The sequence below is a fragment of the Bacillus sp. LQ16 genome (assembly GCF_057784645.1).
Map to the genome: position 1 here is coordinate 1,152,645 of NZ_CM173491.1, position 26,763 is coordinate 1,179,407.

The window sequence follows — 26,763 nt, forward strand, 5'->3', positions numbered from 1 at the left end:
GGTTTTTTTATGTTCACAAACTACTATTCTTCGTGAACGCAATCGTCACATTTGTTATGGTATGCTTCGTGTTGCTCATCAATTTCTTTCCCACAGTGCGCACAAGTTTTCGTCGGTAAATTTCTGAAAAACTCCATTGGTTGATCGATCATGTCAATCCCTCCATTTCCATTTCTTACTATTATTGTATTAGTACAAAAAATAAAAGTCAACAACTGTTTTATAACAAAATTGAAAATTAATGAAAAAGTTTAGGAAATGGATTATAGTTAACAATGTAGGATGTAAGTAAAAAACTTTCTCAAGTACGGAGAAAAACTGCATTCCTACTCGGTTTTAGAAAGGATGGATACATATGAAAATGACTGTTGTCGGCTTTTGGGGCGGCTTTCCAGAAGCGGGAGAAGCAACGTCGGGGTATTTGTTTGAACACGATGGTTTTCGTTTACTTGTAGACTGTGGTAGTGGTGTACTAGCACAGCTTCAAAAATATATAACACCATCTCATATAGATGCAGTTGTACTGTCACACTATCATCACGATCATGTTGCGGACATTGGGGTATTGCAATATGCGAGATTAATTACGAGTGCGACAACAAGGCAATTACCGGAATTACCAATATACGGTCATACGTTTGACGAGAATGGATTCCATTCTTTAACACATGAACCACATACGAAAGGAATCGCGTACAATCCAGAAGAAACACTTCAAGTTGGACCGTTCTCGATTTCGTTCTTAAAAACTGTTCATCCTGTTACATGCTTTGCGATGCGTATTACAGCTGGAGATGATGCTGTAGTATACAGCGCTGATTCAAGTTATATTCCTGAATTCATTCCATTCACAAAAGATGCTGACCTTTTCATTTGTGAGTGTAATATGTATGCACATCAAGAGGCTGCAAAAGCAGGGCATATGAATAGTACAGAAGTAGCAAGTATTGCAAAAGATGCGAATGTAAAAGAACTTTTATTAACGCACTTACCGCATACAGGCAACCCATCTGATTTAGTAACAGAAGCAAAACAAATTTTCAGTGGCCATATTACGCTAGCGCATAGTGGCTACGTATGGAACTCATGAGGTGATACGATGTTATTTATTGATAATAAAGGAATTACAGATCCTAGAATAAACTTAGCGATTGAAGAATATTGTGTGAAAAATTTAGATATTAACGAAACATATTTACTGTTCTACATTAATGAGCCTTCGATTATCATTGGTAAAAACCAAAACACAGTAGAAGAAATTAATGCAGATTACGTAAAAGAAAAAGGTATTCATGTCGTTCGTCGTCTATCAGGCGGAGGCGCAGTATATCATGACTTAGGAAACTTAAACTTCAGTTTTATTACGAAAGATGATGGAGACAGTTTCAGCAACTTCAAAAAATTTACTGAGCCTGTAACGAAAGCGCTTGGTAAATTAGGCGTAAATGCAGAACTAAGTGGTCGTAACGACATTTTAGCTGAAGGTAGAAAAATTTCAGGTAACGCGCAGTTCTCAACGAAAGGTCGTATGTTCAGTCACGGTACGTTACTATTTGACTCTGAAATCGATCACGTCGTATCAGCATTAAAAGTAAAAATGGATAAGATTCAATCAAAAGGAATTAAATCAATCCGTAGCCGCGTTGCGAACATTACAGAGTTTCTAAACGAAGAAATGACGACAGAAGAGTTCAGACAACTTCTTCTAGAAACAATTTTCGAAGGAGAAACAGAAATCCCAACGTACGAATTAACAGAAAATGATTGGAAAGAGATCCACAAACTTTCTGAAGAACGTTACCAAAATTGGGATTGGAACTACGGAAAATCACCGAAGTTCAACTTACAACATTCACACCGCTTCCCAGTTGGACAAGTTGATGTTCGTCTTGAAGTGAAAAAAGGAACAGTAACAGAATGTAAAATTTACGGCGACTTCTTTGGTTCACTAGATGTTCATGATATTGAAGAGCGTCTAACAGGCATTCAGTTCGATAAAGATGCATTCACTGCAGCTTTAGAAGGCGTAGATATCGCACGCTACTTCGGTAACATTACAACAGAAGATTTCTTACATTTATTCTTCTAAAAATGAGGGAGGGTGCCATAAAGGCAGCCTCTTTCTTTTTATAGTTTTGTCGATATAATTCCATTTACCACAAAATGTATACTTACAGGACATCTGCCTCTTATAAAGGAATATATATATGAAAAGGAGGCGGATTGATATGAAAAGGGTCATACACATTGTAATATTGCTCGGATTCTTCATTGGGATTGCAGCGTGTAACAGTGAAACTTCCTCAAGTCGTACCCTTTTATCTATCGGAAAGCCAGCGCGGGATAATGTTATATATTTTACGCATACAGATAACAAACGGAAGATACAGGATATACAGGACAGGTTTCAAAATAAGGAATGGAAAAGAAATGAAACATTCAGCACTGTTAATAAAACGCCAGATGTCGTCTTATCAATAGATGAAAACAATAAAGGGTTACCGACGTTATATGTTACCGTGTATTTTCATGAAAATGGAGCGGACGTTTTGAATTTGTATGGAGAGTATACGAACTTAAATAAAGAGGAACTTAATAAACTTAGAGAAAAGATGAATGCATATTATCCTAAAATGATTTCTGGTCTAGTTTCATAAATTACTTGCGAATAAAATTCCCTTATCTTTCCAAAGTAAACCAAGAGAAGGTGATCTGTCTATATGCAGTTAATAGAATATCACTTGCCACTTTAATTTTCTTTTAATATAATTAATTTAGAATTTTTAAATATTCTAAATTTTATAAAGGTGGGGTTTTTGTGAATCTCGTTCAATCTTTGGCTGAAACGGCAAAAAAGAAGGGGGATAAACCGGCTTATATATTTATGGATCAGTCGGTCTCATATGACCAATTAAACAAAATGGTCACAAGGTTTTCTAGCAATTTAGCAGAAATGGGCATTGGAAAAGGGGACAATGTCGCATTAGTTGTTGGGAACTCACCACATTTTTTGGTCGGTTTATACGGAACAATGAAAGCCGGAGCAACTGTTATTCCAGTTAATCCAATTTATACAGCAGACGAAATGCATTATATTTTACAAAATGGAGATGTAAAAACAATCATCGTACTCGACGTCCTTCTACCTGTTATACAATCTCTTACAACAAGACTTCCTTCATTAGAAAACATCATCATATGCGAAACCTCATCAGATTTTAACCATACAGAAACCGAAAAAATGAAAACGTTTACTAGTTTTGTGGGGGCTGGAGACTTACAATACGAAGGCCCTGAACTAGATGAAGAAGATGTAGCGGTTATCCTATACACTTCAGGTACAACTGGAAAACCGAAAGGCGCTATGTTAACACATAAAAATTTATATAGTAATGCGAACGATGTTGCGTCTTATTTACAATTTACTGCTGACGATCGCGTCGTTGCGGCACTGCCAATGTTCCATGTGTTCTGTTTAACAGTTGCGGTAAATGCACCGATTGTGAACGGGGCAACAATTTTAATGTTACCGAAATTTAGTCCGAAAGAAGTATTCCGTATTTGTCGCACGTACGAACCAACGATTTTTGCTGGCGTACCGACGATGTACAATTATTTATATTTATTTGAAGAAGCAAGCGCAGAAGATGTGAAGACGCTTCGCCTTTGTATTTCCGGTGGTGCATCGATGCCTGTTGCTCTTCTGCAAAACTTTGAAAAACGTTTTAACGTTATTGTTTCAGAAGGATACGGTTTATCAGAAGCATCACCAGTTACTTGTTTCAATCCGCTAGATCGTCCTCGTAAACCAGGGTCGATTGGCACAAATATTTGGCATGTAGAAAATAAAATTGTAAATGAACTTGGGGAAGAAGTACCTGTCGGCGCAGTCGGTGAATTAATCGTTCGCGGACCTAACGTTATGAAAGGATACTATAATGCACCAGAAGATACAGCTGCGACATTGAAAGACGGCTGGCTATATACAGGTGACTTGGCGAAAATGGATGAAGAAGGTTACTTCTATATCGTTGATCGTAAAAAAGATATCGTCCTAGTTGGCGGTTATAACGTATACCCTCGTGAAGTAGAAGAAGTATTATATACGCACGAATCAGTAGCGGAAGTTGTCGTAATCGGTGTTCCTGATGAAAACTTAGGAGAAGCAGTGCGAGCTTACGTCGTTCTGAAACAAACGAACGTAACAGAAGAAGAACTAATGCATTACTGTACGTTACATTTAGCGAAATATAAAGTGCCGAAAAGCATTGAGTTTTTAATAGAATTACCGAAGAATACGACTGGTAAGTTGTTAAGAAGAGCATTGAGAGAGAAAGCGATGCAAGTGTAAAAATGAGGCAACCATCTTTGAAGGTGGTTGCCTCATTTTTTTGTGCATTGATTAAGCTGTGGTGCCATATATTTAAAGCTTCATATGACCAACAAGGAGGAGATATACATAGAACAGAAGGGATTAACGCTTACGGCGAGTGTAATATCTTATTTGTGAAATTATGGATGAACTCTGAAAATGATAAGAACGGTAATTTTAATCAAAATGGAGTAATGAACCGTGAATCAATGGCTACGGTGTTAGTAAATGCATATAAATTAGAATGGAATGGAAATAGTAAGTTACCAAAAGAATTTGCTGATTTGAAAAATCATTGGGCTCGAAGTATGCCAATATTTTAGTTTAGTAAGAAAATCCAAATTCCAAGTTGACACATATGAATTACAGAATTAAAATGAAAAGAAATCGAATACAATACATTAGAAGCTAATCAGATAAACTGAAGGCGCACAATGTTCACGTTTGTGAATATATTGTGTGCCTTTTTCTATTGTATAAACTAGGGGGACTTAACGATGAAAAAGTGGGGTAAGACAGCGTTTATGAAAAGTACAGGTGTTTTATTATCAGCAGTTGTACTTTTATCAGGGTGTGGTTCGGCAACATCCACTAGTAATTCTGAAGGAAGTGGAGATAAACAAACAGTTGAGCTTTTAAATGTTTCGTATGATCCAACGAGGGAGTTATATCAAGATTTCAATAAAGATTTTGCGAAGTATTGGAAAGAGAAGCATGGGCAAACAGTAAATGTAAAACAATCACACGGGGGATCTGGAAGTCAAGCGCGCTCTGTTATTGATGGCTTAGAAGCAGACGTTGTTACACTAGCACTTGCTTATGATATTGATGCGATTAGTAAGAAAAAACAATTAGCAGAAGATTGGCAGAAGAGACTTGCGAATAATTCCACTCCGTACACGTCAACAATTGTATTTCTTGTTCGAAAAGGAAACCCGAAAGGAATTAAAGACTGGGATGATTTAACGAAAAAAGGTGTGTCTGTCATTACACCAAACCCAAAAACATCAGGCGGGGCACGTTGGAACTATTTAGCGGCGTGGGGATACGCACTGAAAAAATATAATAATAGTGAAGATAAGGCGAAAGAGTTTGTTAGCCAAATTTATAAAAACGTAGAAGTATTAGATTCAGGAGCGCGCGGAGCAACGACAACATTTGTTGAAAAAGGAATTGGTGACGTATTAATCGCATGGGAAAATGAAGCGTTATTATCTCAAAAAGAGCTTGGAAAAGATAAATTTGAAATTGTAACCCCTTCTATTAGTGTACTTGCAGAACCACCAGTAGCGGTTGTAGATAAAGTCGTTGATAAAAAAGGAACGAAAAAAGTAGCAGAAGGGTATCTTGAATATTTGTACTCAGAAAAAGGACAGGAAATTGCGGCGAAAAACTTTTATCGTCCGCGCAATGAAAAAGTAGCAGAAAAATATGCATCCCAATTTCCGAAAGTTCAATTATTTACTGTAGATGAACTATTTGGTGGTTGGAAAAAAGCACAGGAGAAACACTTTAATGACGGCGGCGTATTCGATAAAATTTATCAAAAATAATGCGTACTGCTAAAGGGGGATGAGGTGAAAGAGGATGAGGAAGAAACGTGTTTTACCAGGGTTTGGATTATCGCTTGGATTTACAATGTTGTACATGAGTTTATTCGTACTTATACCACTTTCTATCGTATTTATTCAAACTTCACAGTTAGGTTGGAAGAAGTTCGCTGGGGTTATAACGAACGAGCGTGTGTTGCATTCCTATCAAGTTAGTTTTACAACTTCATTTGCAGCTGCTATTGTAAATGCCATTTTCGGTTTATTAATAGCTTGGGTGCTCGTACGCTACAAATTTCCAGGGAAACGTCTATTAGATGGACTTATTGATTTACCGTTTGCACTTCCGACAGCTGTAGCTGGTATTACACTCACAACGCTTTATGCGGAAAATGGATGGATTGGGAAAATATTTAGTCTGTTTCATATAAAAGTAGCTTTTACACCACTCGGAATTATCGTTGCGCTTACTTTTATCGGTTTACCATTTGTCGTTCGAATGGTGCAACCAGTGCTGCAAAATATTGATAAAGAAGTAGAAGAGGCAGCTTCGAGTTTAGGTGCATCCCGCTTACAAATATTTGTGAAAATCATTTTACCAGAGATCTTTCCCGCTCTTCTTGCAGGTTTTTCACTCGCATTTGCAAGAGCATTAGGAGAATACGGATCTGTCGTTTTCATCGCAGGTAATATGCCGATGAAAACAGAAATTGCGCCACTGATGATTATGACGAAACTAGAACAATATGATTATGCGGGGGCAACAGCTGTAGCGACCGTGATGCTTATTATTTCTCTCCTTTTCCTTCTTCTTATTAATATGATTCAAAGCTGGAGTAGAAGGCATGAACTAAAAAGTGAATAGGAGGAGAGAAAATGGAACCAACATTATTAGAAAAGAAAATAGTAAAAAGCGTATCAGCTAAAAAAGAATCTAAGCTTGTACCAGGCATATTAATTACGATTACAGTTTTATTTTTATCTCTCTTTCTATTACTGCCACTCATAACTATTTTTCTAAAAGCCTTTGAAAGAGGGATGGATGTATACATTGCCGCTATTACAGATCAAGAAGCATTTTCAGCAATTAGATTAACGCTTCTCGTTGCGTTAATCGTTGTGCCGCTTAATACGATATTTGGGGTAGCGGCCGCATGGCTTATTACAAAGTTTCAGTTTAAAGGAAAACAAGTATTACTCTCTCTTATTGAACTGCCGTTTGCTGTGTCACCAGTTATCGCAGGATTAGTATTCGTTTTACTTTTCACACCGAGGGGTGCTCTTGGCGAATGGTTACTTGAACATGGAGTGAAACTCATTTTCTCTGTACCAGGCATTATTATCGCAACAATCTTTGTAACCTTCCCGTTCGTTGCACGTGAATTAATTCCCATTATGCAGGCGCAAGGGAAAAGTGAAGAAGAGGCAGCTTTATCACTTGGCGCAAGTGGCTGGAAAATGTTTTGGCGCGTTACGCTTCCAAATATAAAATGGGGGCTTTTATACGGCATGATTCTATGTAATGCCCGTGCTATCGGTGAGTTTGGAGCCGTTTCTGTCGTATCAGGTCACGTGCGTGGTATTACAAACACGATGCCGCTTCATATTGAAATTTTGTACAATGAATATCAATTTTCAGCAGCATTTGCAGTAGCGACGTTAATGTCATTAATTGCAGTGTTTACACTCGTTATAAAAAACTGGATTGAATGGCGAATGGAAAAACGACAATAAGAGGGGGATTACGGTGAGTATTCAAATTCAAGGTGTATCAAAGCAATATGGTACATTTCAAGCACTAACAGACATTCATTTGGATATTCCAAAAGGTGAACTTGTTGCCTTATTAGGCCCGTCAGGTTCTGGGAAAACGACGTTATTACGCATTATTGCAGGATTAGAAGAAGCGGATGGAGGCTCTATTTCATTTGATGGGGAAGATCTAACAGACATTCACGTGAAAAACAGGCAAGTCGGTTTCGTCTTCCAGCACTATGCGCTCTTTAAGCATATGAATGTATTTGAGAATGTCGCTTTCGGTTTAAAAGTAAGAAAGAAAAGCTTAAGACCGTCAGCAGAAGCGATAGAAGAAAAGGTAACAGAATTATTAAAGCTCGTAAAAATGGATGGCTTTGCTAAACGTTATCCAGCGCAATTATCTGGTGGACAACGTCAACGTATTGCACTAGCCCGGGCACTTGCAGTCGAACCGAAAATTTTATTACTTGATGAACCGTTCGGTGCACTCGATGCGAAGGTGAGAAAAGAATTACGCAGATGGCTCCGAAAATTACATGACGAATTTCAAATTACGAGCGTATTCGTAACACATGATCAAGAAGAAGCGTTAGACGTTGCAGACCGCATCGTTGTAATGAATGAAGGCTGCATTGAACAAATGGGAACACCGGAAGAAGTATATGAAAACCCAGCAAGTCCGTTTGTATATGACTTTTTAGGAAATGTAAATTTATTTCACGGCCGCGTTCATAAAGGAAAGCTAAATGTAGGATCGATCGAACTAGAAGCACCAGAGCATAAGCACGTTTCCAACGTAGACGGAATAGCCTACGTAAGGCCGCATGACTTATCAATCTCTCGTACGAAACAAAGCGTAGATGCAATCCCGGCAAAAGTATCTTATTCTCACGCAGTCGGACCTGTCGTATATGTAGAATTAAAACGAGATGGAACAGATGAGTACTTAGAAGCAGAAATAAGTAAAGAACAGTTCAAGCATCTCAGCATTCAAGCGGGTGATTTCGTATACGTACAGCCGAAAGAAGTGAAAGTGTTTATTCCGGAGGATTTTGTGATTTAAGAGCGTTAACATTAATTAGAATTAACAATGAAAAACGACTATATTAACAACTTATTAATAACAGAAGGGTGTCTCAAAATATATCTTTTGAGCACCTTTTTTTGTTTGCTGTGATAGCGTAGTCTTATATGAAATATGGTTGAAGGTTTGACGCAGATTCAATCTCTTTCATGGGATAATTCTTTTTTGTTAAATTAGGTTGTGAATACTGATTTTTGGAATGATTTTCTTGTTAATCCATTATTTAATCATAATAAATTAGGTAGATATTACACTTTGTTAATTATTAATCCGTATAATTTGATATTATAATTCATTTTGTCGAATTATGTAATAATAACAAGTTAATTGTTGAAAAAAATTCGTAATTGGTATCTTTTTTGAAAATCTTACATTTTTTCAATTGAGTTTTATTCTAAAATTCATTAGATTCGTTATTGTATAAAATTAACCGATGCGAATCAGGGGTGAATGTATGGAAAAGAAGCAAGTTAAGAAGAAATGGTATAGGTACGTAATCCAACTTATCGTAGTTGCATTAATTGTTACTTCCATACCACTGAATGGATTGGCGGAAACAGCACCACCGTTTACACCATCTCCAAATTCAGAACAAAGTCCGGAAGTGGAAAAGAAAGAGGAAATCGAGCTACCGGATCCACATCCAGATCAATTAAAGAAGAACAAAGCTAGAGTGCAGGCGAGTCCGACTGAGATTGTAGAAGAAAGAACAGAGACAGAGAAAGTTTTTGACAATAATGATGGTACGTATACAAAAAGGGTATATACGGAACCAATTCATATTGAAAAGAATGGAAAGTTAGAAGAGGTTTCACCGAAATTAGTAGAAGCACCTAACGCAAAAATTGTAACGGAAAATACAACATTAGAACCAGAATTCGAGAAAACAGCACAAGATGGAAAGTACGTTCAATTCAAAGTGAAAAATCATAATATTCAGTACAAATTAATAAGTGCAAATGGTGAAAAAGGTGAAGTGAAGCCAGCACCGGTCACTGCGACACATGAAAATAATAAAGTATGGTATAAAGGGATCTTCCCAAATATTGATTTAAAGAGCACGACGTTTAACGAAAATGTAAAAGAAGATTTTGTATTACGTGAATATACAGGACATCATATTTTTACATTTGCATTAGAAACAGATTTAACACCGAGCTTACAGGAAGATGGTTCAATCGACTTCCAAAATGAGAAAAAAGAAAAAGTCTTCACATTACCGAAGCCGTATATGAATGATTCAAATGTGGATCAACAATCAGGTGAGGCTGTAACGTCAGATGCGGTTCGTTACAATATTGAGAAGACAGCTGAAAGAACATTTACATTAACTGTTACTGCAGACCCGCAGTGGTTACAGGCACCAGAGCGGAAATATCCAGTATATGTAGATCCTTCTGTTGAACTAGGTAACTTTGAAAATGCATACGCTGCAAGCGCCTATCCAACTGTCAATTATTCAGGAGGAAAACTGTGGGATTCAGGTCAAAATGCGTATACGTTAAAAGTTGGGTATTATGATGGATCAACTGGAACAAACTTTGCATTTGTTAAACCGAATGTTTCAAATTTAAAAGGTGCAAAGATTGAAGGTGCAACATTCCACGCCTATGCAGCTTGGCATTATTATGGAAATCAACCGAATGGTGTTTGGTTAGATGAAGTAACAGGTGGATGGAATGTTGGTGGAGTGAACTGGAATAATAAACCAGGTTCTAATAACATTGCACAAACTGATGTGGGACGCGGAAAATGGGCCCAGTTCAATGTAACGAATACAGTGAAAGCATGGGTAGATGGCGCGAGACCAAACAACGGGTTTAAGCTACATGCAAATGGAAACGGGCAAAGCCATTGGAAAAAGTTTATTGCAGCTGAAAATGGAGAAAATGCACCGTACTTGGAAGTGAAATATTCATATGCGAAACCGAATATGCCAAAGGTGCAAGCTTATTCAAATGGGAGTGGGAGTGGTTCAGGTCACTTCAATCTACAATGGGATGCAGTTCCAGGAGCAACAGGTTATAATATTGCCATTTTTAATGGATATGATTATGAATATATTCCTGTTGGGAATGTGACAAGCTGGACGACGAAAGATAAAAAAATATTCCCGACGCCAGAAGAGATTGCACAAGGACGATACTGGATACATGATGACGGAAAAGGGGCAGAAGCACCTACTAACCCAGGACAAATATATAAAAATGCTTATCAAGCAGGCGGTCCGTATGGGGATTATAGCGGAAGAAGTAGCTACTGGTTTCGTATTGTAGCAGAGTATCCGTTTGGGGATAGTCCACTTTCAGATGAAATAGTTCCATTTATTCCATTAGAACAAGTGAAAAAGCCAGATGGTTCAGCTTATATTAATGCGACAGATAAGGAAACGGGATATGTCACATTAAAGTGGGATGCAGTTCCAGCAGCATCAGGTTATAAAGTTTGGGTATATAACGGGAAAGATTATGAGGCTTTCGACGTAGGAGATAAGACAAATTGGACAACACAAAACGAGAAAATTTGGCCAACGAAAGATGAAATAGCGAAAGGCCAATATTTACTTCATCATGATAAAAAAGGAACAGAATTAGCGGTAGATCCATCACCTGTGTATAAGAATTCAGGTGGTCAATATACAGGTTTTAAAAATTATTGGTTCCGCGTAACAGCGTATAGTAAAGTAGGGCATGCTGAAAGTGAAATTTCTCATGAATTTGTACCTAAATTCTCTCAAGACTTTGGATTTATGGGTATGTTTGATTATTGGGCATCTATTCCGGTACTAAATGGTAAAGTGAATGCTACAAATGGTAACTTTATTATGAGTGAGAAAGATATTACGTTATCAGGGCGCGGACCGGATGTATCAGTAGAAAGAACATATAATAGTCAAAGTAAAAAGGTAGGTTTATTTGGTACGGGTTGGTCGAGTGGATTAGAGGAAAGAATTTGGGCCGACGGAAATGGAAACTTACTTTTAATTTCTGCTGACGGTGCGAATATTACTTTTACTAGAACAGGAGATAATACGTACCAAGCCCCTACCGGTGTATATTTGGAAATTAAACAAGTATCAGGCGGGTATGAAATAAAAGATAAAGATCAAACTGTTACTTTCTATAAATCTGGGGATGCACAGGGGCGTATTGAGTATACAAAAGATAAATATGGAAACACGACGACGTATGCGTATGATGGTGAATCTCGTTTATCAAAAGTAAAGAACGCTTCTGGTAAAGAGTTAGTCGTACAATATGATGGGAATAATAAAAAAGCAGCAAGAGTAATCGGCCCAGATAGCAAAACGATTACATTTAAATATGATGGAGATTTACTCGTTTCTTCTACAACACCAGAAGGAAAAGTATATAAATACGGATATGATAATGGATTACTAACATCTATTTATGATCCTCAACATACAGATACCAAACCATATAAAACATCATATGCATACGAGAATAATAGATTAGTAAAAGTAATGGATCCATTAGGAAAAGCTACGACATTAGCATATAATACAGATTCGAAGGAAGTTACATTAACGAATCCTAAAGGGCGTAAAACTGTTTATACGTATAACGATGCTGGAAACCCAGTCAAAACAGTTGAAGATTCCGGACGTCTAAATTTAACGACAACGTATGAATATAATGCAAATAACCTAGTAAAAACAACAACTCCTAAAAATCAAACAGAAACAGCGACCTATGATGGTAATGGGAATGTAACTTCTGTTACTGATGAAATGGGAACAGAAAAGTTTGAGTACAATAAAGACAACGGGCTTATAAAAGCGACAGATAATGAAAATCGTGAAACAACTGTTGCTTATAAAGGAGCAAACACAGAAGTATCTGAAACAGACCAAGCAGCAAATACATCATCTTTCATGCAGTATGATCAGTTTGGAAATCCAATTGCGACAACTAGAGAGTTGGGAACAGGAGAAAACCTGATTCAAAATCCAAGCTTTGAAATGAATGGTACGGAAAAATGGGTACCAGTAAATGCGAATAATTCCGGATCTATTACAAAAGATGCAACACCGGCACCAGGTGGTCTGGGCGGAGAATCATCACTTAAAATTTCAACAAAAGCAACGAATAATGATTGGGGCTATATTGCTGCAATTCAAGAAGTAACGTTAGAACCAAATACAACGTATACGTTAAGTGGTATGATGAAAACGGATTTAGCCAATGGTGCTGCTTTCTTCAATGTACAGTTATTAAATGAAAACGGTGCTGGTGTAGATGGTGGATGGCATGATACTCGTCACAATAAAGTTCAAGGAACGAGGGATTGGGTTAATCGTCAAGTTACTTTTAAAACAACAGAACAAACGAGAAAAGTACAAATCTATTTACAAGTAGAAAATGGCGGTTCTGCTACGAGTGGTTCTGTCTGGTTTGATAAGATTCAACTAGAAAAAGGTGAAGTTTCTTCTAGCTTTAACCCAATTGAAAATAGTAGTTTAGAAAATATGGCGGGAAATGGCTGTATGCCAGGTTGGATTCGAGGAGATGGAACAAGTTGTGATCCGAAAGATGTTTCTCAGCAAGAGAGCTTTACGGGACATTCATCTATTGTATTAGAGCGTAGCCAATATGGTGGTTCAGATGTAGGATATGGCAAGCATATCACTATAAATCAGAAAAAAGCAGAACCAATTACGCTAACAGGAATGTCTAAATCAGTAAATGTAGAAAATACTGCACCAGACAAACTCTCTCGAGATTACTCTATTTGGGCGGATGTACATTATCAAGATGGTAGTGGGGAAAATTTCCAAGCGAAATTCCCAAGTGGGACAAATGATTGGAATCGTAGTGCGGTTGTAATCCCTGCCACTAAACCAATTAAACGTATGGAAGTTTATCTGCTCTTTAGAAGAGAGAATAAAGGAAAAGTTTGGTTTGATGATATACGCCTATTAGAAGGAAACGCTCTTATAAAAAATGAGTACGACAACGATGGAAATGTTGTTGCTGCGTATGATGAAGAAGGACAGAAAAACACCTTCACATATGATACATCAGGAAATAAAAAGAGCGAGACAGATGAAAAAGGAAATACCAAACTATATGATTACAATAAAGATAATCTATTAACGAAGGTTACTTTGAAAAATGGTACCTCTGTAAATTATCGTTATGATCATAATGGAAATACAACAGAGAAATCTGTCATGTTTGGCGGGAAGACACAGACACACAAATATGAATATGATGTAGATAATAAAAACACGGTGTATATCGATGCGTTAAACCGTCGTATTGAAAATATGTACGATGAAAATGCAAACAAGATTAAAACAACAATGCCAAACGGCTCTATTTTAGAATCTGTATATGATACAGCAGATCGCGTCGTTGGTGAAAAGCGCAACGGAAAAGATTCATTTACATTGGAACGTGACCAAAATGGACAAGTTACGAAAGTAAAAGACCATGTCAACGGGGGAGAACGCACGAAAACATACGACAAGGCAGACCGTGTCACAAGTACAGCAGATAGCCGTGGCGGGAAAATTGACTGGGCATATCACGACAAAGCAAACAGTAAGACAGAAAAGTTAAAAGAACAAACAGTAACGCAAGGTGGATACACAAATAAAGTATCGTATGACTACAACACGCTAGATCAAAACATTCGTGTGACAGACGGTTCTCAAACGTATCGCTTTGATTATGACGATCAAGGAAATGTTCGTACGTATACAGCCGGAAATGGTTCAGGTTCTACCTTTAACTATGACCATGCGAATAAAATTAAAGATTTAGTAGTAGGTACATCGAGTGGTATTATTCTATCGGAACGATATGAATATGACCAAGCGGGTAACCGTACTACAATTAAACATGAGTCTCCAACAACTGGAAGAATAACGCAGACTCAATATGAATATGATGCGAATAATCAGCTGACGAAAGAAGTGTTCCCATTATTAAGGGGAACAAAAACATACACATATGATGGTTTTGGTAACCGTACATCTGTAACAACAAAGAGATTTAACAAAACGACAACAATTGAAGCGCAATTTAACGAGGGGAATCAGCTTGTTAAATTCGGAGAGGAATATCTGACGTATGATGCGAATGGTAATCGTACATCAGACGGAAAGTACAAGTATACATGGAATGAACATGACCAAATTATAGCTATCACAAAACAAGGTGAGAGTGATGCATTCGCAACGTATAAATATGATGAAAATAATCGCCGCATTGAAAAGAATATAAATGGTCAAGTAACACGTTATTTCTATGATGGAGATAGCATTAATCCGTTATATGAGACAGATGGTAGTGGAAATGTACTTCGTCAATATGTATACTCAACAAGTGGCGCGCGTCTAGCAATGAAGTCAAAAGGACAAACGTTATACTATCACTATAACCCTCGTGGTGATGTCGTTGCGATGACAGATCAAAATAGAGAAGTTGTAGCAACATATGAGTACGATTCGTGGGGTAACGTATTAAAGAGCGACACGAAAGGTATCGCAGCAGATAATCCATTTGGATATGCGGGATACATGTATGATAAAGAAATTGGGATGTATTACTTAATTGCGAGATACTATAATCCAGAGCATGGTGTGTTCTTATCGGTGGATCCTGATCCAGGTGATGAAGATGATCCGGTTACAATGAATGGGTATACGTATGCGGATAATAATCCGGTGATGAAAGTGGATCCAGATGGACATTTCCCTCTACCTTGGTGGGCTGTTTCTGGATTGGTAGGTGGCGCTGTTAACGGAGGTTCATATCTCATAGCTTATTATAAAAAGCACAAAACATTAAAAGGTATAAACAAATGGGAGTTAGCTAAAACCACAGGTCGCGGTGTTATTGGAGGAGTTATTGGTGGAACAGGTGGTAGATTAGCGTACGTTGCTGGATTAGGAAGAAAGAGTAAAGCATTCCTTAGTCTACATACAGGGGTTGCTGGGTATGCAGTAGCAAATTCTAGTAGGGATTATAGTGGAAAAGGTCTAGCAAGAGATCTTGCGTATTCTATGACTGGAAATAAAGGTTATATGGCACTAAATTATGCAACTACTTATCATGAAAACAGTTCTAAGAAAAAAAAGGGCCCAAAGAAAAAAACATCTCAAAAAAATCAAAGTTCAAAAAAAAGAAAAAAATAGTTTGGTTTTAAATAGGATTATGGTTCAAATGTTATCAGTTACAGAAGTAGAAAAATTATTTGCAAGTATACTAGATTGATAGTATGGGGGATTTTTTTCGTATAGTTCAACTTGCTAAAAATTTCAATATATAGAAAGGAGATGCTTAATTATAGTGGATTTTATTGTTGATGTATTTATTTTTGTAATGGGTATTCTTTTTATATGGGGAGGATTTAAAATAGATAAAGAGAGTTATAAAGAAAATCGTACGTTTATGGCACTCTTTAGTTTCACAGGCGCATTTTCAATCCTTCTAACTATAAGTTATTATTTATTTAGAGCCTTTATGATAGGAGTAGGTATTGTATTCTTGTATTTATTATTTACTGGGGGATTTGCGTAAAAAACGTGTAGTCTAGAAAAATATAGTTATGCGAGTATAATGCAGAGAAAGTGCATCCAACAATTCGGATGCACTTTTTATGTGTTTTTCCTCATCAATTCCTGAATCGTTGTTTTGGTTGTAGTGTATACAAATATGATGCGTGGAGGAACATATTAAAAAATGACGCAAAAGGTATCGCAACAGGTAATTCATTTGAATATACGGGATACATGTATGATAAAGAGATTGGAATGAAAATATATTTTGATTTAATGGATAAGGCCCTTTAAAAAATAAAAATAAAGTAGGAGAGATATATGGAAGATATGTTTTTTATGGTATTGTGTTTTTTTATAGCTTGTGGAATTGTAATTTTTGGAATTATAATAGATAAAGAAACTTTTAAAAAGCAGCGTGTTAACTCACTGTTATTTTCTTTATTAACACCATTCCCAATTGTATTGTCTTTCAGTTTTTATTTATTTAAGATATTTTCAATTGGTGTAGGAGCAGCTATATTATATTCGATTTTTTATGATGTATATAGTTATTTTAGATTATAATTTATTATAAGTTAGTGTGTAAGTATTTGAGAGACTCAGAAGAGAATAATTATTGATGATAATATAAGGATTTAAAAAGAAAGAAGAGTTTAAAGAGGCTCTTCTTTCTTTTTGGTTCGTGATTCAATGAATTAAATTTCAAATGAAATCTTACCAAACGAAACAAGTAAATCATACACATATGATGGACTTGGAAACCGTACATCTGTAACAACAAAGAGACTTAACAAAACGACAACAATTGAAGCACAATTTAACGAGGGGAATCAGCTTGTCAAATTCGGAAATGAATCATACACGTATGATGCGAATGGCAATCGTACATCAGATGGAAAGTACAAGTATACATGGAATGAAGATGACCAACTTGTAGCTATCACAAAGCAAGGTGAGAGCAATGCATTTGTGACTTATAAATACGATGAGAATAATCGTCGTATTGAAAAGAGTGTGAATGGTCAAGTAACACGCTACTTCTATTTTAAAGAGTGTATCAAAGAATTATTTATTTTTATAAATTAAATGGTTCAGAATTATTATTCGGATGATGAAAAAGAAGTATTATTATAAAATGCTAGAGAGACGCTTTTTATTAATTTAATTTATTTGAGTTCAATTATATTATGTGGAATAGGAGTGAGAATTTTGTTCCAAACAATAATTTACGATAAAGCTAAATATCATTATGAAGGAGATTTCCCACAAGAATTACCGATGGAGCAAGCATTTGTACATACTGGAATGTTCTTAGGTTGGGTTATTGATAATAATTTATTTAGTGATGAATTTTTAGAAGAGACCGAAGAGGAAATTAATAAATTTAAGCTTAGAAAAATGACTGGAACTCAAGTTTATATGTTCTGGGATGGGGTTTTAAGCGATGACATGTTAGATGATGAAGGGAATCAATTTGCAATAGATTATTTTGATTTTGAAAAAGGTTTATATTTAGATGATTATGATGATGTATTTTTAGAGTGTGATACATTATATCAAGTGCAAGATACTTGGGAAAATTACTTTAAATTAAAAGAAGTGATCGATATTAGGTATACAGAATGGAAAAAACTTAAAAATAACGGGTAAAGAGGACTTTAAGTAATGGAATATTTTTTGTTCCAAATGAAGGTTTATTATATGCTGTAGAAAAGGGGAGAAATAATGAAATTCCCAAAAGATGAAGATGGACAAGTGTTAAATATGTTATACAAGCAAGGGATAGATTTTAATAAAAAACATATACTAGATTTCTTTATTGCAATTCCTGATCAAGGTAATGGAGAAAAAATAATTGGCAGACTACAAGCGCTGGGCTTAAATGGTGAATTAGATTATAATGAAGAATTTGAAGATTGGACATGTACTTGTTCTAAAGAAATGTTCTTAATTTATGAGGATATTGTAGAGATGCAAAAGGAATTGAATAAACTGGGTGAAGAGTTTGGTGGATATACAGATGGTTGGGGTGCATTTGTATAATGTTGAATTTATTTATCGTGATAAAATAAATTAGACGGAGTAAAGAAACTATTTATGGAAAGAAGGGCTTATATAAGTTCTTCTTTCTTTGTATATATTAAGATATCTTAGTGGTAGAAAGGTATATGATATGTGGGCGGGGGGCTACCGGTAAAAGCCCGATTGGTAAGGACTAATTAAAGTTTCACTTTATATAGGTTTTGAGAGAGTAAGATATAAGATATATTGTTTGTAGTGGAGATCTTGAATGAAGGGAGCGTGTGATAATTGGCAATGACGGATGAACAATTCGAGAATTATCTTGTTATGTGTTATGACAAATTAGAAAGTAAACAACAAAAATTCATTTCGGATTATAATATCTATAACTTTGATGAGTATTGGTATGATCAAGATCGATGTATATTACAGGTTAAAAAAAATGGTCAAGTGTTACTTGAATTTAGTGTTGTTTTTATAGGGTCTTGGTCTGGAAAGAGTAACAGTTGGATGTGGTCTTGGGCTAATGAGAATGTGGCTGATTATGCAAGAAGTAAGTCTAACTGTTTGAAAGATTTACAAAACATTACAGGAAGTGAGGTTTTTATAAATCCACTTTTTGAATGCGATCAAGAAATGGCGTATGAGCTAGCAGCTTTTTCTATTGAATATTTAGATGCAGAAGGAATGTATATGGCACCAGGTGAGAGAAGTGATGTATTTATGGCTGTTATGTCACCGCGTGCATTGTGAGTAGAGGATATTAAAAATATAGATAAGGTAGAATGAAAAAGGAGTACAGTTTAATAAATTAATAAAAGGTATTATAGTGACCGAATACCATGGTGATAAATGTAAGGGGGATTATATTGCTTGAAGTAAAGTTTTACGATTGGAAAAAAAAACGTCCTAAAAAACATTATTTGCTTGTACATGAAATTAGAATTTTTGAGCTAATTTTCTCAAAGAAAGTTAGCGAGTTTGAGATGGGATTAAGAGAGATTGAAAAAGTAACTGTCTTTTGTTTAGCTAACGAAAACACTGATATTTCATATGAAGTGAATAGAGCTTCGGGTGAAATTCGTATATATGTTCCATATGATTTTATGGACTTTTTAGCATTAAATTTAGTTGAAGAGAAATACAAAGAGTTTTGCAAATTAGTACGCCAATATGTTGTCCCTGGACTTGAAGAAAACTCTACTTTTTCATCATCTGTTGTTAAAGGGTATATAGAGGAATCTTTAGATGAAATTGTGAAGCAAAACTATGAAGGAATATTTTTAGTTGGAAAGACACCTAAGAAAAGTCCAAGCCGTAAGAAGATAGCGATATTAAAAGGAATTCATCGTGTTAAAGGTTTCCAGCTACGATGTGAAGTGTATGATGAAAAGGGATTAAAGATTCGAGATCAACTATTGGTGGAAGAGGTAGGTAACGAAATGGTATATTCTAGATTCTTAGGGACATTAAAATGGGAAAGTGAAAATTTAATAGTAGTCAATTCTAAATCCAGTAGTTGGAAAGAAGAAATCTATCTTTAATAACAAGATAGCATTTTATAAAAAAGAATGTTTTTGTGTTGAAGAGATCGAGGATTTTACTTGTATTTGAAAGGAGTAATAATATGGATATTTATGAGTTGGCTAATGGTGTAGATTCAAAAGAAAAATTAGTAGAATTCCTATTTTATTTTCAAAAAGATTTCAAAGAAAATAAAGATGAGTGGGAGAATATAACATTAGAAGATTATTTAGAATCAAAGGAAGCATGGCTAAATGATTGTGATGGTGCTTTTCAAAATAAAGGTAAAGAGATGCCTAAAAATATATCATGGAATTTCATAGCGACGGTATTACTCGCGGGATCTTATTATGAATAAGTAAAAAACGAAGAGTCTAAATAGTCCCTTCGTTTTTTTTTACTTATTTTTGCTCTACCAATTTTTTATTCTTCCAATCTAGTGTGAACAATTTATTAAATGTTTTTTGATCAACGTCTTTTACGTTGTTTCCAACCCAGTTTGCAGTTCCGAATGTGAAGCCTGGACGAAGTTGGTAATCATCGGCGTGTTTTGTATAAGCGACTTGTAAGTTAGATTGATCTGTATTTTTTTCAGAGATAACAACAGCAATCATACCAGGAGAGAAACCGCTATTTGTTAATGCTGGAAGTTGATCCATCGGTATTAAATTACCTTTTGCATCGGATTCATATAGGTATGTGCGAGAGTACATGAACAGTTGGTTTCCATATAAAGAATGATAGGAGTCACGTGTGTAAATACCCCAGTTTTGATTGTTATATCCGTTAAAGAATACGTTCCATTTTACGTTTTTGTTTGTTTGGTCAATTAAATTTGTTTTATAACTAGTTTGTTTATAGCTTACAGAGTCAGACCAAGTGACTTGACCAGTTGCACCAGCCTCACCGCTAGGGCCATTAGGCGTTACAGAAGCTTTAACAGAACCACCAAGTTGATAAGATACACTAGATGTTACAGTCGTTTCTTCTACAGCATTTGTAGGTGCTACGTTAAAGAAACGAGCGCTGTTATCTTGAAGGTTAAATGCAACATCATATTGTGAAGGATAACGTAATGTTGCACTAGCACCAGGGATTGGGTAGTTATCAATAGGTGCATCACTTATAGTAGGATTTGCTTTTAGAAAACTACCAGTTGTATTAATAACGGCAATCTGTTTATCAGCGCTTGGGTCATCGATAAAAGTTACCTTTAAAGACATTGTCATATTATCAGCTTGATCATTATTAAATGTATTATAGCTCGTATGTGTTTTTGCGTTTTGTCCGATATCTGTTACAACTTGTGATGTTGTTTGAGCATAAGCAGCAGGTGTTGAAAGAGTTACAGCGCTACTAGCAAAAACAGCGGATAATGCTAAACATTTTAAATATGTTTTAGAACGTTTCATACAATCACTTCCTTTTATCTTTGTCGATATATGTCGTATTTCATTCATATCGTAACATAAAAATAAAACGGAATAGATGTATATGCATAATTGCATAGGTGAGTTTTGAAGGATAAAGATAATAGAATTTCATCCAACACTTAAGACTCTAAAATGCCCATTACAGCCGTTCCTAAAAATTTTAAGACGATATGTTTACCAATGTTTTTATTGGGAAGATTGAAGTGCTTAATATTTACGTTATAAGTGCATAACAAGTTATAATAGAAGAAATCAATAAGGAGGCTGGCTGTGAAGAATCTTCGTTATCTCAATATATTTACCATATTAATTATATACACACTACTTATGTTTTACATCGGCTGGAACGGATGGGTTTGGCTTCATGCGGTATTTGGCTGGGAATCTTGGGGATATTATGCTTTCATAGTCGCATTTATTTCATATGCGTACATTCTCGTGCAAGTGTTTAAGTTTCTGCCATTTCTGCGAACGATAGGTTCGATTTGGTTTGCGGTTATACAATATGCACTTATGTTGTTGCCATTAGCTGATATTATGGTCTTTCTTTTACAGTTTTCAGTGGAGAAAGAAGCAGCAATTATTTGGACAGGGGCGGCTGTGATAGCTGCATTTATCTTTATCTTTGCGTACGGAGTATTTAATGCGTATAGTCCGGTAGTAAGAAAGTACGAAGTGCACATACCGAAAAAAGTAGAGGGGCGTAAAAGTTTACGCATTGCGATGGCTTCTGATATGCATTTCGGTAAACTGTCTGGCGTTTCACATTTAAAAAGACTTGTTCGTCATGTAAATGAGATGGAACCTGATATTATTTTGCTGCCAGGTGATATTATCGATGATCATCCAGGTGTGTTCATTCAAAAGAATATGGGACCAATCATGAAACAAATGAAAGCACCATTAGGTGTATATGGCGTATTAGGAAACCATGAATACTACGGCAGAGCGGTTCCAGAGTTTTTACAAGAGATGGATAAGATTGATATTCGTATTCTTTTAGATGAAGTAATCACCATTGAAGATGATTTCTATCTCGTTGGAAGAAGAGATAAAACAGAGCGAGATCGCCAAAGCTTTGAAAAACTTATGAGTACAGTGGATAAATCCATGCCAGTTATCGCAATGGATCATCAGCCATTTGAGTTGAAACAGGCAGCGGATGCTGGTGTAGACTTATTGTTATCCGGTCATACGCACCGCGGACAAATGGCGCCCAATCATATTGTAACGAGAAGAATGTACGAGCTAGACTGGGGATACGCACAAAAAGGCGCGTTCCACGCAATTGTTTCTTCTGGATTTGGATTTTGGGGACCACCGCTTAGACTTGGTAGTAGGTCGGAGATTGTGCAGGTAGAAGTTACGTTTGAATAAGGTTAAATAAAAGGGATTATACATATTAATCATGTATAATCCCTTTTATTTTTTATTTCTCAATCGCGCTCTTTACTTAAATATAATCTCAATTAGTTGTTGTGGATGTGCATTAATTAATCCATGAACAATAATAATTACCCATACCTTACGATAACGCGCCCACAAATATCCAAGGAATAGACCTACGATACCAAGGTTCACAATGACTGTAGCTGTATCAATATCCCAATGACCAGAGCCATGTAATGCGATATGCCAGCTTGCCCATAACAATGATGTAAGAAGAATAGCCGGCCAAGTACCTAGTAATAATTCCAAACGTGTTTGCAACCAAACTCTATAAAAAATCTCTTCAAGTACACTATTTATAAGAAACCCTACAAGTAAAATGGTCATTAAAATCGTCGGTTCCATTTTCATTGAAACAAATGGTGTAGAGAATATAGAAAAGAAGTTGAAGTAACCCCAGATTATAATGACAATAAGTGGTGTAAACTGATGCCATCTAATATCCCCTGTTAATTTTACTGATTTTGGTCGTTCTTTTTCGGGGTTATTTTTATAAAACAAAAGCAGCATTAATGGAGTGAATAATAATAAAATAATTTTAAATATCATAAACCACAATTGTAATGCCATTCCTTCAAAGTTCGTGGTGAGAAGACAAATCGTGAAGAGGGAGCCGCTTAAGAATAAGATAGCAGTTTGAATTATGATGCGCCTTGGTTCAAATTGTTGAAGGGGATTATAGTTTTTATGATGAAATGGTAGGAAATGGACAAGGAGTATACCGACAATAACAGGGATCCACTTGTACCAAAAAGGGATTGTGCCCTTATGATCTCCACTGTAACGAATGTTCGTTTCTCCAATCCATATAAGCCAAAGAGATGAAAGCAAGATAATAAGCATAATGATACCGCCAATTAACTTCCCCGATTTTGGAAAATAACTGTCCATAGTTATTCGACCTTTCATATTATAATTGTAAGTCAGTTTCTAATTGACTCTATTCGCTGCTTTTTTCTTTAATAAATATGTATGTATAAATCTATTAAAACAAAAAAGAGGAGTCGTGGAAATGTTTTCTTTTTTTGATTAAATTTGATAAGAATAAGAGGACCTGTTTTTTATAAAAACAAAACGTTTATATTCAAATTGCAGAATAGTATATTTACGCTTCTTCAAAAAAGAGATAATATAAAAAGACTTTGCTTGAAAAGGGGGATTGTAAGTGATCATATCAGATGTACTATACGGAAAATTTGAAGTGGATGCAGTGCTAGAAGAATTATTTTTAAGTAAGCCTATGCAAAGACTAAAGGGAATTCATCAAGCAGGCGCAAGTTACTTAATGAACGAGAAATGGAATGTAACTCGTTTTGAGCATTCAGTGGGTGTTATGTTATTAGTGAAAAAACTAGGTGGTTCAGTAGAAGAACAGATTGCTGGTTTACTGCATGACATATCACATACTGCTTTTTCCCACGTGATTGATTATGTTTTTGATAATGAAGATGAAAGTTATCATGAAGAGATATTTAGTTCTGTTGTGAAAAAATCAGAAATTCCAGCGATCCTTGCGAAGCATGGTTATAACTATGAAGATATTTTATTAGATGATTCGAAGTGGACATTACTAGAAAGGTCAGCGCCAGAATTATGCGCAGATCGAGTGGATTATACGTTACGAGATATGTATACATATGGGTATATTTCTTTAGAAGAAGTTCATAGTTTTTTAGAGGATGTCATCGAAGTAGAGGGGAAAATGGTTCTTCAAAATATCGAAATAGCGGAATGGTTTACAGAAACGTATTACAAAGAAGTAATCGATTTCTTTATGGAACCAATGAATATTTACGGAAATGATATGTTAGCGAAAACGTTAAAGGTAGCTCTTCATAAAAGGATTATTCATGCAGATGATTTTCTTCTTGAAGATGAGGAGCTTATTTCGAAATTGCAGCAATGTAATGACCCCGAAGTAGAAGCTTTATTAAGCAAAGTTCATCAAAATGTAAAAGTAAAAGAAGATAGAAACGATTATGATCTACATAAGAAAAATAAAGTTCGTCTCATTGATCCGCCGTTACTTCGAGAAGGTGAAGTTGTTCTATCGTCTGTTGTGTCAGAAAACATAAGGAAGATGAGTGGGGGCGCTTATGAAAAAGCGGTGAGAGGGATGTATGTGAAAGTGATTGCGGATTAGCAAAAAGAAGGTATCATCACATAAGATGATACCTTCTTTTTATTCATCTAATATTTTCCACTCATTTCCCCAGTCCTTCATCGCGTCAAAAATAGGACGGAGTGTTTCGCCTTTTTTTGTTAGTGAATATTCCACGTGAGGTGGCATAGTTGAATAGATTTTTCTCTTTATAATATTTTCTTGTTCAAGTTCTTTTAAGCGAAGAGAGAGTGTGCGTGGGCTAATGCCACTTAGACGTCTTTCAAGCTCAGCAAAACGTTTAGGACTATAGAACAAATCTCTTAAAATTAAGAAAGTCCACTTTCCACCTATTACAGACATTGTTTTTTCAATGGGACATTTCAATAAAATTTCATCGTTTTTATTTTCCATATAAACACTCCTTACTATATAAAAGTATAGGTACTATATAAAAAATCAGTACTTTTATAATTAAAGTACTTTCTTTATTATAGTTCTAAAGGAATATATAGGTAAATTACTAATTTTTGAAAGGGGAGTTAGCAAGTGGGTGGGGTGGCTAGTAGAAATTCAGATGTTCAAACAAAAGAGAAATCGGGTATTATCATTTTAATCGCTTTGGCAATGGGATTTATTATGGCAACGTTAGATGTAACAGTAGTAAATGTTGCAGTGGTGAATATTCAAGAAACATTAGGACTGGCATTGTATAGTTCGACATGGATTGTCGACGGATATATTTTATCTTTTGCGGCATTATTATTGGCTGGGGGGGCATTAGCCAATCGATTTGGAGCAAAAAAAATATATATGATTGGTTTAATTATTTTTGTGTTCGCATCTCTTTTATGTGTGATTGCTACAACTGGGAACATTCTTGTTATGGGGCGGGTAATTCAAGGTGTTGGAGCGGCTTTATTTATGCCAAGTTCACTTAGTTTATTAGTAGTATCATTCCCGGATGAAAAGAAGAGAGCTAAAATGTTTGGTATATGGTCGGCAATTGTATCCATTGCTTCTGGTACGGGTCCTTTTATTGGTGGCCTTTTAGTAAATACATTTGGTTGGCGAAGCATTTTTATTATAAACCTTCCAATTGGGATGATTGGTATTGTAGTGGCTTTTGTAATTATTCCAAATGTTTTACCGGAAAAGGAGAAAATAAATGTAGCGAATCATTTAATCGGTATAATTGCAATAACATTATTGGCGTTTACTCTAATTGAAGGTCCAAGTTATGGATGGTCCTCGTCTCAAATTTTAGGAGGAATAGTAGGGACGGTATTAACCGCAATTCTCTTTGTTTATGCAGAACGAAAGTCAAAAAACTCGGTTGTGCCAAGAGTGTTGTTCCAAAACGAGACGTTTACCTCAGCGAATATAGTTGGGTTTCTAATAAACTTTGCTTTATTTGGCGGAATATTTATGTTTGGACTCTTTTTACAAAAAGCATACGGAGCAAGTCCATTTGTAGCAGGATTACAACTATTGCCGATGATGAGTGTATTTGTTATTGGAAATTTATTATTTGCAAAAATGGTGACTAAGTTTGGCTCAAACTTGCTATTATTCATAGCGTTATTTATAGCTAGTATAGGATCTGTATTATTAATGTTTCTAGTGAAAAATGTGAGTTATATAGGAATTGCACTCATTTACAGTGTTGTTAATCTTGGAATCGGTATAGCAGTACCTGCCATGACTACAATTGTAATGAAATCTGCCGGTCGTGAAAATGGCAATATGGCTGGAGCAACTTTAAATGTAAATCGTCAAATTGGTGCATTAGTCGGTATAGCGATTATGGGAATCATTTTAAATGAATCATCGAATTGGTACAGAGGGGCAAGCTATAGTTTTTTAGTTATTGGGCTTTCCTATCTATGTGCAGCATTTTTAGTTTGGAAGTTTGTGGAGAGGGAATAAAACAAGTAGA

At 35.7% G+C, this 26,763-nt stretch carries 24 protein-coding genes and 2 pseudogenes; 21 read left to right on the plus strand and 5 right to left on the minus strand.

The window, feature by feature from the left end; all coding sequences use genetic code 11:
• Positions 1 to 23: 23 nt before the first annotated feature.
• Positions 24 to 152, minus strand: a complete 129-nt coding sequence (gene yhfH, locus AC3EMB_RS05805; protein ID WP_000567010.1) for a protein YhfH — start codon at positions 150 to 152, stop codon at positions 24 to 26.
• A 203-nt stretch (positions 153 to 355) separates the two neighbouring features.
• On the opposite strand from yhfH, the gene AC3EMB_RS05810 reads away from it, so the two are divergent.
• From AC3EMB_RS05810 to AC3EMB_RS05895, 18 genes and pseudogenes are all read left to right on the plus strand, one after another.
• Positions 356 to 1,090 (plus strand): MBL fold metallo-hydrolase, encoded by a 735-nt coding sequence (locus AC3EMB_RS05810; RefSeq protein WP_000784690.1) that lies wholly within the window; start codon positions 356 to 358, stop codon positions 1,088 to 1,090.
• A gap of 9 nt (positions 1,091 to 1,099) precedes the next feature.
• Positions 1,100 to 2,089, plus strand: a complete 990-nt coding sequence (gene lplA, locus AC3EMB_RS05815; protein ID WP_029442085.1) for a lipoate--protein ligase — start codon at positions 1,100 to 1,102, stop codon at positions 2,087 to 2,089.
• A 139-nt stretch (positions 2,090 to 2,228) separates the two neighbouring features.
• A complete protein-coding gene (locus tag AC3EMB_RS05820) occupies positions 2,229 to 2,657 on the plus strand; it encodes a hypothetical protein (protein ID WP_366987535.1) in 429 nt (142 codons plus the stop codon).
• A gap of 161 nt (positions 2,658 to 2,818) precedes the next feature.
• Entirely contained in the window at positions 2,819 to 4,351 is a 1,533-nt protein-coding gene (locus AC3EMB_RS05825) for a fatty acid--CoA ligase family protein (RefSeq protein WP_053565058.1), read from the plus strand.
• A 167-nt stretch (positions 4,352 to 4,518) separates the two neighbouring features.
• Positions 4,519 to 4,695, plus strand: coding sequence for a hypothetical protein (locus tag AC3EMB_RS05830; RefSeq protein ID WP_002195255.1), 177 nt, complete (start codon positions 4,519 to 4,521; stop codon positions 4,693 to 4,695).
• A gap of 174 nt (positions 4,696 to 4,869) precedes the next feature.
• Complete coding sequence (locus tag AC3EMB_RS05835) at positions 4,870 to 5,925, plus strand: sulfate ABC transporter substrate-binding protein (protein WP_029442088.1); 1,056 nt, start codon at positions 4,870 to 4,872, stop codon at positions 5,923 to 5,925.
• A 34-nt stretch (positions 5,926 to 5,959) separates the two neighbouring features.
• The gene (gene cysT / locus AC3EMB_RS05840; RefSeq protein WP_001227879.1) at positions 5,960 to 6,787 is read left to right on the plus strand and encodes a sulfate ABC transporter permease subunit CysT; all 828 of its coding nucleotides are present in this window, start codon (positions 5,960 to 5,962) and stop codon (positions 6,785 to 6,787) included.
• 11 nt (positions 6,788 to 6,798) lie between these two features.
• Positions 6,799 to 7,656: a sulfate ABC transporter permease subunit CysW gene (cysW, locus tag AC3EMB_RS05845; RefSeq protein WP_000433826.1), complete on the plus strand. Its 858-nt coding sequence runs from the start codon at positions 6,799 to 6,801 to the stop codon at positions 7,654 to 7,656.
• Between the two features lie 13 nt (positions 7,657 to 7,669).
• Positions 7,670 to 8,743, plus strand: coding sequence for a sulfate/molybdate ABC transporter ATP-binding protein (locus tag AC3EMB_RS05850; protein ID WP_098251299.1), 1,074 nt, complete (start codon positions 7,670 to 7,672; stop codon positions 8,741 to 8,743).
• Positions 8,744 to 9,218: 475 nt separating this feature from the next.
• The gene (locus AC3EMB_RS05855; RefSeq protein WP_488517578.1) at positions 9,219 to 15,929 is read left to right on the plus strand and encodes a DNRLRE domain-containing protein; all 6,711 of its coding nucleotides are present in this window, start codon (positions 9,219 to 9,221) and stop codon (positions 15,927 to 15,929) included.
• Positions 15,930 to 16,083: 154 nt separating this feature from the next.
• On the plus strand, positions 16,084 to 16,314 hold the full coding sequence (locus tag AC3EMB_RS05860) for a hypothetical protein (RefSeq protein WP_242806133.1): 231 nt from the start codon (positions 16,084 to 16,086) through the stop codon (positions 16,312 to 16,314).
• 299 nt (positions 16,315 to 16,613) lie between these two features.
• Positions 16,614 to 16,859, plus strand: a complete 246-nt coding sequence (locus tag AC3EMB_RS05865; RefSeq protein ID WP_197242069.1) for a protoheme IX farnesyltransferase — start codon at positions 16,614 to 16,616, stop codon at positions 16,857 to 16,859.
• A 141-nt stretch (positions 16,860 to 17,000) separates the two neighbouring features.
• A pseudogene (locus AC3EMB_RS05870) lies at positions 17,001 to 17,366 on the plus strand (type IV secretion protein Rhs); the annotation flags it as partial.
• A gap of 138 nt (positions 17,367 to 17,504) precedes the next feature.
• Entirely contained in the window at positions 17,505 to 17,945 is a 441-nt protein-coding gene (locus AC3EMB_RS05875) for a DUF7832 domain-containing protein (protein ID WP_088022527.1), read from the plus strand.
• Positions 17,946 to 18,020: 75 nt separating this feature from the next.
• Complete coding sequence (locus AC3EMB_RS05880) at positions 18,021 to 18,338, plus strand: ribonuclease E inhibitor RraB (protein ID WP_197242070.1); 318 nt, start codon at positions 18,021 to 18,023, stop codon at positions 18,336 to 18,338.
• 267 nt (positions 18,339 to 18,605) lie between these two features.
• Entirely contained in the window at positions 18,606 to 19,070 is a 465-nt protein-coding gene (locus AC3EMB_RS05885; protein WP_197242071.1) for a DUF6882 domain-containing protein, read from the plus strand.
• A gap of 116 nt (positions 19,071 to 19,186) precedes the next feature.
• Positions 19,187 to 19,861 (plus strand): hypothetical protein, encoded by a 675-nt coding sequence (locus AC3EMB_RS05890; RefSeq protein ID WP_488517579.1) that lies wholly within the window; start codon positions 19,187 to 19,189, stop codon positions 19,859 to 19,861.
• An 83-nt stretch (positions 19,862 to 19,944) separates the two neighbouring features.
• The gene (locus tag AC3EMB_RS05895) at positions 19,945 to 20,199 is read left to right on the plus strand and encodes a DUF7660 family protein (RefSeq protein WP_197242073.1); all 255 of its coding nucleotides are present in this window, start codon (positions 19,945 to 19,947) and stop codon (positions 20,197 to 20,199) included.
• 43 nt (positions 20,200 to 20,242) lie between these two features.
• On the opposite strand, the gene cytK2 is transcribed toward AC3EMB_RS05895, so the two are convergent.
• Both cytK2 and AC3EMB_RS05905 read right to left on the minus strand, forming a co-directional pair.
• The gene (gene cytK2 / locus AC3EMB_RS05900; RefSeq protein WP_423098280.1) at positions 20,243 to 21,253 is read right to left on the minus strand and encodes a beta-channel forming cytolysin CytK2; all 1,011 of its coding nucleotides are present in this window, start codon (positions 21,251 to 21,253) and stop codon (positions 20,243 to 20,245) included.
• 143 nt (positions 21,254 to 21,396) lie between these two features.
• Positions 21,397 to 21,510: pseudogene (locus tag AC3EMB_RS05905) on the minus strand (TetR family transcriptional regulator); the annotation flags it as partial.
• Between the two features lie 34 nt (positions 21,511 to 21,544).
• Here AC3EMB_RS05905 and AC3EMB_RS05910 point away from each other — a divergent pair.
• Entirely contained in the window at positions 21,545 to 22,651 is a 1,107-nt protein-coding gene (locus AC3EMB_RS05910; RefSeq protein ID WP_050842827.1) for a metallophosphoesterase, read from the plus strand.
• 72 nt (positions 22,652 to 22,723) lie between these two features.
• On the opposite strand, the gene AC3EMB_RS05915 is transcribed toward AC3EMB_RS05910, so the two are convergent.
• Positions 22,724 to 23,614, minus strand: a complete 891-nt coding sequence (locus AC3EMB_RS05915) for a CPBP family intramembrane glutamic endopeptidase (protein WP_078400913.1) — start codon at positions 23,612 to 23,614, stop codon at positions 22,724 to 22,726.
• 274 nt (positions 23,615 to 23,888) lie between these two features.
• Here AC3EMB_RS05915 and AC3EMB_RS05920 point away from each other — a divergent pair, with 274 nt between their 5' ends.
• The gene (locus tag AC3EMB_RS05920; protein WP_488517580.1) at positions 23,889 to 24,866 is read left to right on the plus strand and encodes an HD domain-containing protein; all 978 of its coding nucleotides are present in this window, start codon (positions 23,889 to 23,891) and stop codon (positions 24,864 to 24,866) included.
• 39 nt (positions 24,867 to 24,905) lie between these two features.
• Here AC3EMB_RS05920 and AC3EMB_RS05925 read toward each other — a convergent pair whose 3' ends face one another.
• The gene (locus AC3EMB_RS05925; protein WP_064532861.1) at positions 24,906 to 25,238 is read right to left on the minus strand and encodes a winged helix-turn-helix transcriptional regulator; all 333 of its coding nucleotides are present in this window, start codon (positions 25,236 to 25,238) and stop codon (positions 24,906 to 24,908) included.
• Positions 25,239 to 25,373: 135 nt separating this feature from the next.
• Between AC3EMB_RS05925 and AC3EMB_RS05930 the strand changes: the two genes are divergently transcribed.
• A complete protein-coding gene (locus AC3EMB_RS05930) occupies positions 25,374 to 26,753 on the plus strand; it encodes an MFS transporter (RefSeq protein WP_488517581.1) in 1,380 nt (459 codons plus the stop codon).
• The last annotated feature ends 10 nt before the right edge of the window (positions 26,754 to 26,763 follow it).

Excerpts from the sequence above, each read along its gene's own strand:
- AC3EMB_RS05865 (WP_197242069.1), top strand. The coding sequence starts at position 16,614 with ATGGAAGATATGTTTTTTATGGTATTGTGTTTTTTTATAGCTTGTGGA.
- AC3EMB_RS05810 (WP_000784690.1), top strand. The coding sequence starts at position 356 with ATGAAAATGACTGTTGTCGGCTTTTGGGGCGGCTTTCCAGAAGCGGGA.
- AC3EMB_RS05915 (WP_078400913.1), bottom strand. The coding sequence starts at position 23,614 with ATGGACAGTTATTTTCCAAAATCGGGGAAGTTAATTGGCGGTATCATT.
- cysW (WP_000433826.1), top strand. The coding sequence starts at position 6,799 with ATGGAACCAACATTATTAGAAAAGAAAATAGTAAAAAGCGTATCAGCT.
- AC3EMB_RS05925 (WP_064532861.1), bottom strand. The coding sequence starts at position 25,238 with ATGGAAAATAAAAACGATGAAATTTTATTGAAATGTCCCATTGAAAAA.
- yhfH (WP_000567010.1), bottom strand. The coding sequence starts at position 152 with ATGATCGATCAACCAATGGAGTTTTTCAGAAATTTACCGACGAAAACT.
- cysT (WP_001227879.1), top strand. The coding sequence starts at position 5,960 with ATGAGGAAGAAACGTGTTTTACCAGGGTTTGGATTATCGCTTGGATTT.
- AC3EMB_RS05820 (WP_366987535.1), top strand. The coding sequence starts at position 2,229 with ATGAAAAGGGTCATACACATTGTAATATTGCTCGGATTCTTCATTGGG.
- lplA (WP_029442085.1), top strand. The coding sequence starts at position 1,100 with ATGTTATTTATTGATAATAAAGGAATTACAGATCCTAGAATAAACTTA.
- AC3EMB_RS05855 (WP_488517578.1), top strand. The coding sequence starts at position 9,219 with ATGGAAAAGAAGCAAGTTAAGAAGAAATGGTATAGGTACGTAATCCAA.
- AC3EMB_RS05880 (WP_197242070.1), top strand. The coding sequence starts at position 18,021 with ATGAAATTCCCAAAAGATGAAGATGGACAAGTGTTAAATATGTTATAC.
- cytK2 (WP_423098280.1), bottom strand. The coding sequence starts at position 21,253 with ATGAAACGTTCTAAAACATATTTAAAATGTTTAGCATTATCCGCTGTT.
- AC3EMB_RS05830 (WP_002195255.1), top strand. The coding sequence starts at position 4,519 with ATGAACTCTGAAAATGATAAGAACGGTAATTTTAATCAAAATGGAGTA.
- AC3EMB_RS05835 (WP_029442088.1), top strand. The coding sequence starts at position 4,870 with ATGAAAAAGTGGGGTAAGACAGCGTTTATGAAAAGTACAGGTGTTTTA.
- AC3EMB_RS05895 (WP_197242073.1), top strand. The coding sequence starts at position 19,945 with ATGGATATTTATGAGTTGGCTAATGGTGTAGATTCAAAAGAAAAATTA.